This window comes from Bacillus sp. GC_Bacil_1 (genome assembly GCF_026540675.1).
Classification (GTDB): Bacteria; Bacillota; Bacilli; order Bacillales; family Bacillaceae_G; genus Bacillus_A; species Bacillus_A cereus.
The window spans coordinates 305,278-319,293 of the sequence record NZ_JALNUG010000002.1; the positions used below are offsets into that span (position 1 = coordinate 305,278).

The window sequence follows — 14,016 nt, forward strand, 5'->3', positions numbered from 1 at the left end:
TTCTCCTCCATTCCCTGTTTGAATTGTATCACAATTCTTTCTATTGTAGTTCGGTAAGTGAAATTAGAAAGACGTTTTAACAAAAAAAGCAGATACATCACGTATCTGCTTTCCATCCTTATTATTTAGCTAACTTTTGAAGTTCATCAAAGAATGTAGGATATGATACACCTACTGCTTCTGCATCTTCAATAATTGTTTTTCCTTCTGCCAGGCAGCCAGCAATCGCAAGCATCATTCCGATGCGATGATCACCATAACTATTTACTGTATTGCCTTTTAGAGCTGATTTTCCGTAAATGATCATGCCGTCATCAGTTGCTTCTATGCGAGCTCCTAGTTTCGTTAACTCAGCAACGACTGTATCAATACGATTTGTTTCTTTTACTTTTAATTCGTGTGCATCTTTAATTACTGTAATTCCTTCCGCTTGCGTTGCCGCTAATGCGATTACAGGAATCTCATCGATTAATTTAGGGATAATATCTCCGCCAATTTCAATTCCTTTTAATGAAGATGTTTCAATTGTAATATTTGCAGCTGGTTCTGATGCCCCTTCGTTAATTAGATTTACAGTGAACGTAGCACCCATTTTCTCTAAAACATCAATAATACCTGTACGAGTTGGATTCATTCCTACATTTTGTAATACTAGTTTACTATTTGGGATGATTGCACCTGCTACTAAGAAAAATGCTGCTGATGATACGTCACCTGGCACTTGAATGTCTGCTGCTGTTAATTTTTGTCCACCTGATAACTTCACTGTTTTCCCTTCGCGAGTTACTTTAACACCAAATGCTTCAAGCATTCTTTCCGTATGGTCGCGTGAAATATGTGGTTCTGTAACAGCTGTTACACCTTCTGCACGAAGACCTGCAAGTAAAATAGCTGACTTTACTTGTGCACTTGCAACAGGAGAAATATATTCAATTGCTTTTAAATCTCCGCCACGTATTGTTAGCGGTGTAAATGTTCCTTCTTCTCTGCCGTCAATGTTTGCACCCATTTGTTTTAATGGGTTTGTTACACGTTTCATCGGTCTTTTTGCGATTGACTCATCACCTTGTACGCAAGAGAAAAATGGTGTGTTAGCTAATATACCTGACATTAATCGAATTGTTGTACCAGAATTACCAACATCTAATACAGCTTTCGGTTCCTGTAAACCTTCTAATCCTTTACCAAATACAGTAACTTCATCACCGTTTTGCGTAATTTCTACTCCCATTTCTTTAAAACATGAAATCGTACTTAAACAGTCTGCACCGGGCAAGAAACCTTTAATTGTTGTTTTCCCTTCTGCAATCGAACCGAACATAACAGCACGGTGTGAAATGGATTTATCACCTGGGATTGTAATATTGCCATTCAATCCGTTATTAACAGGTTGTATTGTTCTTTCTTTCACGTTTTTCACCTTCTCATTTAAATTGTTTCATAAGTTTGGTATTCTTCTTCTCCAAGCGCTAGCTTTGCTTTCATACGATCTTCTTCCCTTTGGAAACTAATACGTAATACCCCAAGCAGTCCTTCACGCGCTTCTAATATTTGCAAGTTCGTAATACTAATTTCCTCGCGCGCTAAAATACTCGTAATATGAGCCAATGCCCCCACCTTATCTAATACATCAACGTATAAGTCGTGATAGGCAGGAATTGCACCACTCTTTCTTACTGGTAAAGAATCACGGTATTCTTTCGCATCTGCAAAATAGTTTTGAATCTCGCCTGCATCTCCGGTAGAAACTGTCTTATATAAACCTTCCATTTCAGAGATCCACTCTTTTAATAATACCATTAAATGCTCTCGATTTTGCTTTACAATATCACTCCACATTTTCGGACTACTAGATGCGATACGTGTAATGTCTTTGAAACCTCCAGCAGCGAGTTGATGAATGAGTGGATTATCTCCTGCATGTTTCTCAACTTGCTTTACTAAACCTGCTGCGATAAGATGCGGGAAATGACTAACAATCCCTGTTACATAATCATGTTCTTCTGTATTTAAAACAAGAAAATGAGATCCTGTTCCTTTTAACCATACTTTAAGGTCTTCCACTTGTTCATTTGGTATATGATTCATCGGTGTTAAAATGTAAAATGCATTTTCAAATAAATGCGCCTTTGCGCTTTCAACTCCCGTTTTATGAGAACCCGCCATCGGATGTCCCCCAATGAAAGAAACTTCCTTTGAAAATAAAGCTTCCGCTTCGTTCATAATAGACCCTTTTGTACTACCAACATCAGTCACTATAACATCTTCTCGTAAACGGAATGACGCAAGTTTGTGTAATAGCTTCTTCGTTTCTTCAACTGGAGAAGCAAAAATAATTAAATGTGCCTCTTCACATGCATGCTGTAAATCAACTGCTACTTCATCTACTACATGTAATTCTTTTGCACGCTCTACTTGCTCTTTAAATATATCGTAACCTGTTATCGTTACATCGTGCTCTTTCTTAATCGCTAATGCGAGAGAGCCTCCGATTAAACCAGTTCCAATTAAAACTACCTTTTTACGCATTTGCCTCATCTCGAGACTTTCTTTTTTTGTTTTCAAAGTGTTGTTTTAACACTGAAATCACTCCTTCATTTTGCTCCCTTGTTCCAACTGTAATACGGACACCATTTGGGAATGGACGAATAATAAACCCTGCATGTGCACAAGCTTCATAAATCTCTCCAGCATTCTCTACCGGTAAGAAGATGAAATTAGTTTGTGACGAATAAAATGGTATTTCGTTTTCCTTACAGAAACTCTCGTATTGCTGTAATCCTTCTGTATTCACGTGAACTATTTCTTCAATAAACTCGTTATCACCAAAAGCAATCGTCGCTGCTTTTTGCGCTAATGAAGATACGTTAAATGGTAAACGTACGACATTTAATTTCTCAATTAGCTCTTCCTGTCCGATCGCATATCCAACGCGGAAAGAAGCTAATCCGTATGCTTTAGAAAACGTTCTAAGTACAAGAATGTTTTTATGTTTTTCTAAAAGCGGTAATGTCTCAGGGAAATCTTTTGCTGTTACGTATTCATAGTACGCTTCATCAATGACAATTAACGTATTTTCACTAATGCCTTCAATAAATTGAGTTAATTTTTGCTCATTCACATATGTGCCCGTCGGGTTGTTCGGATTACAAATCCATACGATTTTCGTATTATTATTTACCGCTGACAAAATTTCGTCTAAATCGTATACACCGTTATTTAAAGGAATTTCTTTCACTTCACAGCCTTCAATAATCGCATGATGACGGTATTGCGGGAATGTTGCACCTGCTGTTACAATGTTATCTCCCGCTCGTAATACGGCGCGACTTATTATTTGAATGATTTCATCTAAACCACTACCACAAAGTACTTGTTCCATTTGCACATGCAACTTATCCGCGATTGCTTGACGGAGCGTCGTAGCACCTCCGTCAGGATATAAAGCATGTTCCAACCAAGATTTTTGCAACTCTTCTAAAACTCTCGGTGAACAACCGAATGGATTTTCATTCGATGCTAATTTCACAAACGAATGATCTCCGTACACTTCTTTCATTTGTTCTGGTGATTTACCTGGTTTATATGGTTGTAATGATGATAGTTGATCTTTTACTTGCACGTTAAACCCACCTTTTTATTAAAATTCTTTTGCGTAGTTATTGTGTTGCATAATGTTTTGTTTTAATAATTCCATACGATCTTTTCCGAATTGTTCGACTAGTGCATCTGCAAGTTCCCATGCTACAACAGATTCAGCTACTACACCCGCTGCTGGTACTGCGCAACTATCAGATCTTTCAATACTCGCTTGGAATGCTTCCTTCGTATCAATATCAACGCTTGCTAACGGTTTGTATAATGTAGGAATTGGCTTCATAACGCCTCTTACGACAATTGGCATACCTGTTGTCATACCGCCTTCTAAACCGCCGGCATTATTCGTTTTTCTCGTGTATCCTTTTTTTTCATCCCACAGAATTTCATCATGCACTTTACTTCCTGGTTGTCTTGCCGCTTCAAAACCTACGCCAATTTCAGCACCTTTAAATGCATTTATACTCATAATTGCACCAGCAAGTTTTGCATCTAATTTACGATCGTAATGAACGTAACTACCAACGCCAATTGGCATACCTTCTGCAATAACTTCCACAATACCACCGATTGAATCTCCGCTACTTTTTGCGTTGTCAATCGCATCCATCATTTCTTGCTCTACTTCTTTATCTAAACATCGAACTGGTGAGTTTTCAGTTATCGTTTGAATTTCTTCAATCGGTAAGTTTGAAATATGTTTTGCTTTTACTCCACCAATTTCAAGAACATGTCCTGCAATTTTTACGCCTAATTCGCTTAAAATTTGTTTTGCAACTGCACCAGCAGCTACACGAACTGTCGTTTCTCTTGCAGATGAGCGCTCTAATACGTTTCTTATATCACGATGACCATATTTAATTGCTCCATTTAAATCCGCATGTCCTGGACGTGGTTTTGTAATTGTACGTTTCATGTCTTTACTTTCTTTTTCAGAAATTGGCTCAGCACCCATTACTTTCGTCCAATGTTTGAAATCATCATTTTTTACGATTAACGTAATCGGTGATCCAAGTGTCATCCCGTGACGAACACCACTTACAATTTCAACTGTATCTGTTTCAATTTGCATGCGTCTTCCGCGTCCATGACCTTTTTGTCTTCTTAATAATTCTTTATTAATATGTTCCGCCGTAAGTGTCAAACCTGCTGGTACACCTTCTAAAATAACTGTTAACTGCGGTCCATGTGATTCTCCAGCTGTAATGTATCTCATTTCTCTTGCCCCTTTACTATTTTTTTGTACAAAAAAGTCCCTACTGAGCGCTCAGTAGGGACGATGTTTATCGCGGTACCACCCTAGTTGTAGACAACTGTCGTCTACCTCTCTTCTTCTTTAACGATCGTTTGACCGTCTTCCCCTCCATAAGTTGTCGAGAAAGATGCTCCAAGGCTGTAATTCATGCTTACCTTTGTACTGATTCACACCAGCCATCAGCTCTCTTTAACAGTGAGATAAGCACTACTGTTTCCTCTTCAACGCATATATGATATGGAATTAAGATAATTTATTTTTGAAACCTTTTAACTCATCCATGAATCTATGGAATTCTGGAATGTCCATTTGTTGTGCAGAATCTGACAATGCAACTGCTGGATCTGGATGAACTTCAGCCATTACTGCATCTGCGCCAATTGCAAGTGCCGCTTTCGCTGTTGGTAATAATAAATCTCTGCGTCCAGTTGAATGTGTTACATCAACGATAACTGGTAAATGTGTTTCTTTCTTTAAAATTGGTACTGCAGAAATGTCTAATGTGTTACGTGTTGCTCTTTCGTATGTGCGGATACCGCGCTCACAAAGAATAATTTGATCGTTACCTTGCGCAATGATGTATTCCGCTGCGTTAATGAACTCATCAATTGTTGCTGCTAATCCACGTTTTAATAATACTGGTTTGTTAACTTTACCTACAGCTCGTAATAAATCGAAGTTTTGCATGTTACGTGCGCCAACTTGAATTACATCAACGTAGTCTAATGCCATTTCAACATCGTTCGGATTTAAAATTTCACTAATAATTGCTAAGTCGAACTCGTCTGCTACTTGACGTAAAATTTGAAGTCCTTCTACTCCTAAACCTTGGAAATCGTATGGAGATGTTCTCGGTTTGAATGCACCACCGCGCATTAATTTTAAGCCTTGGTCTTTCATCGCTTGCCCTACTTGACGAACTTGCTCTAAGCTTTCTACTGCACAAGGTCCCATGATGAACGTTTGTGTTCCGTTTCCAATCAATTCACCTTTTACATCAACGATTGTATTTTCTTGTTTCTTTTTACGTGATACTAGTAACGCTTTACGGTTATCATCTTCTTGTAACTCTAAGCTTGCTTTGAAAATCGTTTTGAAAATATGTTGAACTGTTGATGTTTCGAATGGTCCTTCGTTATGCTCTGCAATCATATCAAGTACTTCACGCTCACGTACTGGATCAAAGCGTTTCGTGCCTTGTACTTGCTTTTGCTCTCCAATTTTTTGAACAATTTCACCACGTTTGTTTAAAAGGTGTAATAGTTGTAAGTTAATTTCATCTACCTGTTTACGTAATTGATCTAATTCATGATTTGCCATTTGGAAATCCTCCTCTAATGTTTTAAAAGTATAGTAAGAGAATAAAAAATTCTCTATTTTCTGAACTGACTAATTATACAAATTTATAGTGGAATCGATACCTCTTCTTATTTTAAACTAATAATTTGTACAAAGACATGAACTACTAGTTAAAAACCCACTTTTTTGTACAAAAAAGCCCTACTGATTCAATCAGTAGGGACGATATTTATCGCGGTACCACCCTAGTTGTAGACTTCTTTCGTCTACCTCTCTTCATTGTTAACGATCATCTGACCGTCTTTCCCTTCATAAAGACAATACTATCTTTACTACGAAAAAGATGCTCCAGGACTGTAATTCGCTCTTGTTTTTGTACTGGTTCGCACCAACCACCAGCTCTCTGTTACAGGGAAACAACAACTACTGCTTTTCCTTTCAATGCATGACTATTTTATTTTCAAATTGGACCACTAAAATACAAAAAGTCCCTACTGAATAAATCAGTAGGGACGATATTTATCGCGGTACCACCCTAGTTGTAGACTAACTTTCCGTCTACCTCTCTTCACTGTTAACGATCAATTGACCGCTTTTTCCTCATAAAGACAAACTATCTTTATTACGAAAAAGATGCTCCAAGACTGTAATTCATGATTATCCCTGTACTGGTTCACACCAACCACCAGCTCTCTGTTACAGTAAGACTAACCACTACTGTGATCTCTTCATTGCACTTTGTTTATTCAAATGTTTTTGAAATTGAATAAGTATGATTCGTATTATAGAACGCTTTTCAAAACACTGTCAACAACTTTTTATATATTTTTTAATTTTCCACTTTCGTCCTATAGTTCTTCTTGTAAATCACCCATTACAATTCCTATGCGAATTATTTCGTTTTCTAGTAAATGTAAAACACATTCCTCTACTTCATACTGAACTAATAATTCTTTTATTTGTATGATTTCTTTTTCAAATAAAACGGCTTCTTGACATGTTTGTAGTAAAATAAAAAACACATTTGCAAACATTTCTTTATGCGCTTTCATACTTTCTTTTTTATGAAGCATTTCAATCAATAACTGCTTCATTTCCTCACCTGTACATTTACCATTTACACTTGAAAATGCACGAGACATAATATATAATCCTTTTTCTAATATTTCATCCATGTATAAAATAATACGTAAAAGCATTACATATTCTCTCGCTGTTATCTCACCCATTTTTGGTCGTTCTCGCAAAAATACACTGAGCCAAGCTGTCCAAAATTTTTGTTGTTCTTTTACACTTAATGTTTTGACGTAATAGCATAAAAACTGCATAAATTTAATTTTATTTTCTTCATTTTCTAGTATGAGTAAAGGGTATAACCAATCTGTTTTTTGCTCCCAATATAGTACACATTTAATAAATACAAAGCTAAGCCACTTCAAGAAAGCTTCCCTCGTATGCGGATGTAATACTTCCAAATGTTCTATCGCATACTTAATAAAACGCTTCATTTCTGTAAATAAAGGTAAATTTATTTGCGTGTAACATAAACCAGCCCATGCATATTCCGTAATTTCATTTTGTTTTTTTAAATCTAAGTATGGTAACAAATATTTTCGGCACCATTGCTTTTCAATATGATATAGAAATGTAATATCTGCTATTAAACGAGCAAACATAAAGTTTGTTCGTACTGAATTAACTCTTACTTGTTCTTCAAATAAAAATAAATATTCATATACATTACGATCGTATAAATGATCATATGATAACAACTTTAATAATACAGCCGTCATTTTTCCAACAGGATGCTGAATTGATTCATTGTAAAAATCTTGTTTTCCAAGCTTAAAATCCGTATCACTCTTCATAACTTGAGGAAACACTGAAAAAGCAAAGCGTTTTACAACACGTATACTATTCTCTTCTAACTCTTCTAGTCGATTACTAATTTCATATAGAAAACTACTAATTAACCAATGAAAAGCAGTATTTCTAACAAATTTCTGCAATAACGGAATAATTTTTTGGATTTGATCATTTGTCAATCCTCTGTTATTTCTCCATTCTCTAATACAAACAAACCATACTTCATTACTTATTTCTTGCACTCCTACTAATTGATATGCGAATGAAATACTCCACTCTGTATTCAATTTACATGCTTTTGATAACATCTCTAAAAAATGGCGTTGTTCAAAAACACCATCTTGCGAAAATTGCCGAACTTGCTTCATAATTTCAACATCTTTCAGCTGCAATAATCCGTCAGCTGTTACATTACAAGTAATACTTTGCGCTGCATCCTCTTTCTTTTGTACACTGTATCGTTCAGAATGAAAATGAGGATGCTTTTGCTTCATTAACTCATACCCATTTGCCGTAGATGGGCTATTTGAATCACACTTGAATAATAAGTCTAATACGAGACATGCATCAAATACCCTCTCTTCTGTAAGACGCTTTATTACAGTTCGAGTGACTTCTTCTTTTGTTTTTTCTAAACAATGTGAATAATGACTTTTTAAAAGTTGGAAAACTTCATGTTTATAAGTGAAATCTAAAAGAAGTCCTTCCTGTAACAACCATTTCATTTTGTCATCTACACGAACAAAAATATTTTTATTCATCGCATCAATTGCAATTCGCTTTTGAAGTACACTATTTGCTTCTATCATTTCTGTAATATAATAATCGGCTTTTTTCTCATTGTTTTCACATAAATAAGTTAGACACTCTTTTACAATTTGTATTAAAAATGCAAGATCATTTTGATGAAATTCTTTTTCTACATCTTCTTTATTTCTTTTTTTCAGTGCCGTTTGTCTTAACGACAACATTCTCAATTTTTCTAATCCAATCATCATAATTGGAACAGCATAATAGGCGATATATGGCCTCATCTTTTCATTCCAAATTTGCTCCACATGAGAAAATGTTGATACTGGTAAGCGACTCGATTCCTCGAGTTCTATTGCTTCTTGCGTATCATTTCCCCATTTTCTTACACGTTTCAACTTCAGCTTTCCGTCTAAAATAAAAGTTAGTAACAATAACGCAATTTCCTTATGCTCAGGAAAAGAACATTTTTGCAGTAACTTAGAAATCTTTTCTATAGAGCTACTATCTTTTTCAGCAGTTTCTAATAAAAGGAGTGTCCACCTGGCAAACAACAATGGGTCCATCTTACTCTTCGTTTCGTTTAAGTAGTTACAAATTGTTCTCCATAATAACGGTGATATTTTAGAATAGTTTTTATAAATTAATTGAAATAATTCTATCTGATGACTAAAAAGAAATTGTTCCACTAACCATTCTGCAAGTAATTCATCTACTTCATTATAGTTTGGCGTAAGCATAAACAAATTTTGTAATTTACCTTCTGCTTCTAACCATTCGACCCATTCATAATCGTGAGCAAATTCCACAAAGTAACGAACTGTTTCAATTTTTTTAATTGATTGCTTTATGTATGATAATTGTTCCTGTTCTACTGACGGGGGAACCGTTACAATATCCCGAATACGCATTCTTTTCGTAATATAATTATCACCCATTAATTCCGCCCAGCGTTTTACCGCTTTTACGAGAGATTGATGATTATTCACTTTATTCGGATACACAATCGGTCTTATCCCTAAATGTTCCCAGTGGTACGTATTTTCTCCTTGTGCGACAAAAGCAAATCGTCTTGTACTTGGTGGTAAACCAGTTGCTAAATATTTCATTACTGGGTCATTATGACTATATCCAACGAATAAAACGGTGTAATTTGAGAATAGATCGACTAAAAATCTTCTCGCCCAACCTTCTGTTAAATAAGCCCTTCCAAAATCACCGTCTGTTAAAATTAAAGCCTCTTTCTCCTGTTCTACATTACCATGTATATAAGCAAGACCTTTAAAAGCTCTCCCAGTCGGTAAAGCTGGAGCGTAATAAACATTGATATCTCTATTTATTTCTTTAATTGCAGTTGTAAAATGTTGATCAAAATTTGTTGTTACAATGCGGATATCTGTATCTAAAGGAAATAACCTTGGAATTGCATAATGCAATGGATTCGGTTTTGATTTCTCTATATGAACAAGATCTCTTGCGACTTGATGTACATCTTTTGTTTTCGCAATTTTACCAAGATAATAATCATGTGGTTCTGTTATTTCACGCTTTTCGACATATAACGTTTTTGCAATTTCATCAACTAAATCATCAAAATTCGGTAAGTTTGATTTCCCTTTCATAGAAACTCCCGCTCCAACAAATAACACTAATTTTCCTTGCTCAATGTGATCAATTAACTCATCTGGAATTTCTACTTCTGAAGTAATCCACATCCTGGATTCCCCCTTACCTAAAAATGTCATACACTCTCATTTTACTATAACATTTTTTCATTATTTTTATAATATTTAGACTAAATTCCAAACATGAAAAAGTTTTATGTAAATAAATCCGTTACAATGTATGAACTACAGAATTTATTGAAAAACTATGTATAAATCGGAGGTGTAAATTTTGAATGATTTCACAGTAGTGCTTATCAAGTTTATATCGTGCATTATCGCATTTAGCATTGGGCTTGCTTTATTTTTCCCTGCAACGTTTGTTCAAATTATTTCATTCAGTCTCTTTGTTACAATCGTATCCTACATGTTCGTTGATAAAATTATTTTAAATCGAATTGGCAATACTGGTGCCATTATGTCGGATTTCTTATTAACATATTTAAGCGTATGGATTTTCGGTAATATTTTATTAGACAACTATATGCAAATTGCATGGGGGAGTATCCTTTCTGCCATCGTCTTCACTTTATCTGAAGTAATCGTTCATCGCTTCTCTAACTCTCATACAAGGCACAACAATGATAACATTCGTATTAATCGCCGCTTTGCATATGGTACGGAGTTTGCTGAAGAACAAAATATATTGGATAAAGACAAGAAGAAGTAACATTTTAATGCAGGAGCGCCCTTTTTAATTATGTGGTGCTCCTTTATTGTATATTTTTATTATGGTACGTGAAATTATATAAACGATTATTTCAAAATATCGACTTACCAACAATATTTGACGCTATTTTTCTAATAAAAAAACTGCCTCTTATTTAGAGGCAGCCACTTTCAAGTCTTTTAATGCAACAACATCCGCAAACGCTCCCAATACTGCGTTATGATGTTTCACAATATCTTCAGCACGTAACACTTCTGCATCAAATGTACTATGCGCATCACTAACTAACGTTACTTTATATCCTTCACTACATGCTCTGCGCGTTGTCGTATCTACACAATACTCTGTTTGCATTCCCGAAAGAATAACGTGTTCAATTCCTTTCTCTTGTAACACTTCGCTTAAGTTTGTCTTATGGAATGAATCTGGCGTCGTCTTTTCAACAATATCATCCCCTTCTTGCGGAGCGATGGTCGGATGGATTCGCCATCCATCCGTACCTTTTTCTAACGGATTATCTTTAGGACCATTATGTTGGACATAAATAACTGGAATATCATTTGAACGACATTCCCCAATAAGCTCTTGCAATGTTTGTAAAAATTTTTCCCCATTATGTACTGGCATTCCAGCTGTATACATACCCGCTTGTACATCAATTACGATTAATGCTTTTTTCATTTTCCACAGCTACCTTCGTTTATATAAGCCATTTCATATTCATTATAATTGTTTATATTCCATCATCCAACAATCTTCTAGTTTCCCCTCATGCAGCTCATGTTCCTTTAAAATCTTTACTTTTTTAAATCCGCATTTTTCATAACACTTTATCGCTCGTTCATTATTTACTTTCGGATCCATTGCGATTGCTTCTGCTCCCATTTCACCCATAATGTATGTAATTGCTGCCTGAACGAGTTTTTGTCCAATTCCTTTTCCCCAATAGGCTGGTTCACCGATAAATTGATCCATTCCCCATACATTTTGTGATTCTTTATAGCCATATATCGCTTTCCACTCTGAATCAACTGGGTACATTTGTATGTAACCAATCGGAACGGTATCAAATTCTATTAAACATCTTTTTTCATTATTGTTTGGATTATGTATAAAATGATCAAGCACCTTTTCTACAGATTGCGGATTATCTCGTCCTTCGTAATACTGCAGGACTTCTGGGTCCGTTAACCATTTAGAAATAATAGATACATCATCTTCCATTACGTATCTAATCAATAACCCTTCTTTTTGAAATAGCATATTATACCTCTATTATTCTTTTATATTTTTTCTTGATATTATATCTTTCATTGCACCTACTAATGCATATGGTAGTAATGTAATCGCAAAAAATGCTGTAAATACGTTAAATTGCGGGATTGTATAGAGTGTGAACCATTCAGTGAAAAATTGAGAATTTAATATTCTATTAAAAAACTCTCCGCCTGGCCTAAAGTTTGGTGCCCACGCAGTTATTTCACACAAAATAAACAGTAACTGAACAATAAAAAATGCCCCTAGATAACGAAACCAAGTCCGTTTCCATATAGGTTGTGCATTTTTTAATATATCCCCCATCTAATCCCCTCCTTAAATATCCATCATATTAATTATACACTTTCCTCACTTTATTTGTTAAAATTTTCTATATAATTAATACCGTTGGGGGAATACATTATGTCTAAACCTATACTTACATCCACTTTAATCATTCTTAGAGGAAACTCCGCAAGTGGTAAAACAACGATTGCAAAGCAACTACAAGAACATTTCGGACAAGGTACACTTTTAGTATCACAGGATGTTGTGCGTAGAGATATGCTTAGAGTACACGACACAATGGGTAATTTATCACATGATTTACTATTTGAAATTACAAAGTACGGAAAAGGAAAATGTGAATTTATTATTTTAGAAGGTATATTGGACAGTCGTAGGTATGGTGAGATGTTAAAAGAATTAATTCGTTATTTTGATGAAAATGCATTTACATATTATTTTGATTTATCATTAGAGGAAACTATTAGACGACATAACACAAGGGACAAACGATATGAATTTGGTGAAGATTCCCTCCAAAAATGGTATAATCCGCACGATACAATTGAGGTTTCCAGAGAAACTATTTTTACAGATAACTTTACGCAAAAAGATATATTTGATGCGATTCTTAATGATGTTGCGATACAAAAACAAGACTAATATAATATGTTAGTCTTGTTATGTACTTTGTGTTTCCGTTTTTATAATTGAACAATCTTTACATAAATAATAGTATATATTCATTTCCCCAAACTGGAAATCAACTACTGAAATAAGTCCGCGTTCCTCGATATCTTGTGTAATTGTAGCAACATACTTCATCTCTTTAGAACAAGTTGGACACGCCAAATGCTCTGGAAGATCCGCATATAATGGTGCCCCTAATAATCTACATACATATTCAGAACCGAACAAGTCAAAAGCTTCCCAGTAACTATCTTCATCTGTAGGTATATCTTCATTTTTCATATTTATAAGCTTTACCGTTGTTTTTGGTAATGAAACTGGTAACTTATCTTCCTCTTCCATTATCCATTCTTCTGTATTTTGCTGCTTTATGATTTGAACTGTTTTACCTCCATCACTTAACTGAAAATATTGCGGTTCCCACACCATCGCGCAGTTCAAGCATGAAACGAATGGTAAAATATTTAGTTCATTACTTTTAAGTTCAGCAAGTCTCCCATCTTTTAAATCAAAACAGAGAATTTGATGGATCTTCTCACCGCATAACTTACATACTGGCAAATTACAATCTTGACCGCCAAAGTAATGATTATATGAACCTCTTCCTTCAATTACTCTATACCCTTTCCGCTCATTACAATGTGCGCCATATAATTCTATTGTCATATTCTATCCTCGCCTTT

General features: G+C 35.2%; 12 protein-coding genes and 3 other annotated features. Of the genes, 2 read left to right on the plus strand and 10 right to left on the minus strand.

The window, feature by feature from the left end; all coding sequences use genetic code 11:
• Nucleotides 1–121: 121 nt before the first annotated feature.
• From aroA to OXT04_RS04710, 6 genes are all read right to left on the minus strand, one after another.
• Nucleotides 122–1,411 carry a 3-phosphoshikimate 1-carboxyvinyltransferase gene (aroA, locus tag OXT04_RS04685; protein WP_267413463.1) on the minus strand — a complete coding sequence of 430 codons (1,290 nt, stop codon included), beginning with the start codon at nt 1,409–1,411 and terminating at the stop codon, nt 122–124.
• Nucleotides 1,412–1,428: 17 nt separating this feature from the next.
• On the minus strand, nt 1,429–2,529 hold the full coding sequence (gene tyrA / locus OXT04_RS04690) for a prephenate dehydrogenase (protein WP_001228133.1): 1,101 nt from the start codon (nt 2,527–2,529) through the stop codon (nt 1,429–1,431).
• Nucleotides 2,522–3,622 (minus strand): histidinol-phosphate transaminase, encoded by a 1,101-nt coding sequence (gene hisC / locus OXT04_RS04695; RefSeq protein ID WP_267413465.1) that lies wholly within the window; start codon nt 3,620–3,622, stop codon nt 2,522–2,524. Before hisC ends, tyrA begins: the two co-directional genes overlap by 8 nt.
• An 18-nt stretch (nt 3,623–3,640) precedes the next feature.
• Nucleotides 3,641–4,813: a chorismate synthase gene (gene aroC / locus OXT04_RS04700; protein ID WP_182812935.1), complete on the minus strand. Its 1,173-nt coding sequence runs from the start codon at nt 4,811–4,813 to the stop codon at nt 3,641–3,643.
• Nucleotides 4,814–4,866: 53 nt separating this feature from the next.
• Nucleotides 4,867–5,086 (minus strand) — a binding site (T-box leader).
• A 9-nt stretch (nt 5,087–5,095) separates the two neighbouring features.
• Complete coding sequence (locus OXT04_RS04705) at nt 5,096–6,172, minus strand: bifunctional 3-deoxy-7-phosphoheptulonate synthase/chorismate mutase (protein WP_001273575.1); 1,077 nt, start codon at nt 6,170–6,172, stop codon at nt 5,096–5,098.
• A gap of 194 nt (nt 6,173–6,366) precedes the next feature.
• Nucleotides 6,367–6,602 (minus strand) — a binding site (T-box leader).
• 54 nt (nt 6,603–6,656) lie between these two features.
• Nucleotides 6,657–6,892: a binding site (T-box leader), on the minus strand.
• A 107-nt stretch (nt 6,893–6,999) separates the two neighbouring features.
• Nucleotides 7,000–10,482, minus strand: a complete 3,483-nt coding sequence (locus OXT04_RS04710) for a DUF4020 domain-containing protein (RefSeq protein ID WP_157812368.1) — start codon at nt 10,480–10,482, stop codon at nt 7,000–7,002.
• A 181-nt stretch (nt 10,483–10,663) separates the two neighbouring features.
• On the opposite strand from OXT04_RS04710, the gene OXT04_RS04715 reads away from it, so the two are divergent.
• Entirely contained in the window at nt 10,664–11,101 is a 438-nt protein-coding gene (locus OXT04_RS04715) for a YndM family protein (protein ID WP_000997702.1), read from the plus strand.
• Between the two features lie 150 nt (nt 11,102–11,251).
• On the opposite strand, the gene OXT04_RS04720 is transcribed toward OXT04_RS04715, so the two are convergent.
• The 3 genes from OXT04_RS04720 to OXT04_RS04730 are packed head-to-tail and all read right to left on the minus strand — an operon-like array spanning nt 11,252 to nt 12,682.
• Entirely contained in the window at nt 11,252–11,782 is a 531-nt protein-coding gene (locus OXT04_RS04720; protein WP_000709530.1) for a cysteine hydrolase family protein, read from the minus strand.
• Between the two features lie 42 nt (nt 11,783–11,824).
• On the minus strand, nt 11,825–12,364 hold the full coding sequence (locus OXT04_RS04725) for a GNAT family N-acetyltransferase (RefSeq protein ID WP_000898782.1): 540 nt from the start codon (nt 12,362–12,364) through the stop codon (nt 11,825–11,827).
• 12 nt (nt 12,365–12,376) lie between these two features.
• Nucleotides 12,377–12,682, minus strand: a complete 306-nt coding sequence (locus OXT04_RS04730; protein ID WP_000502337.1) for a YfzA family protein — start codon at nt 12,680–12,682, stop codon at nt 12,377–12,379.
• A 99-nt stretch (nt 12,683–12,781) separates the two neighbouring features.
• Between OXT04_RS04730 and OXT04_RS04735 the strand changes: the two genes are divergently transcribed.
• Nucleotides 12,782–13,306: a kinase gene (locus OXT04_RS04735; RefSeq protein ID WP_000042586.1), complete on the plus strand. Its 525-nt coding sequence runs from the start codon at nt 12,782–12,784 to the stop codon at nt 13,304–13,306.
• A gap of 18 nt (nt 13,307–13,324) precedes the next feature.
• Here the strand turns inward: OXT04_RS04735 and OXT04_RS04740 are convergent, their stop codons facing one another.
• The gene (locus OXT04_RS04740; protein ID WP_267413484.1) at nt 13,325–13,999 is read right to left on the minus strand and encodes a hypothetical protein; all 675 of its coding nucleotides are present in this window, start codon (nt 13,997–13,999) and stop codon (nt 13,325–13,327) included.
• Between the last annotated feature and the right edge of the window lie 17 nt (nt 14,000–14,016).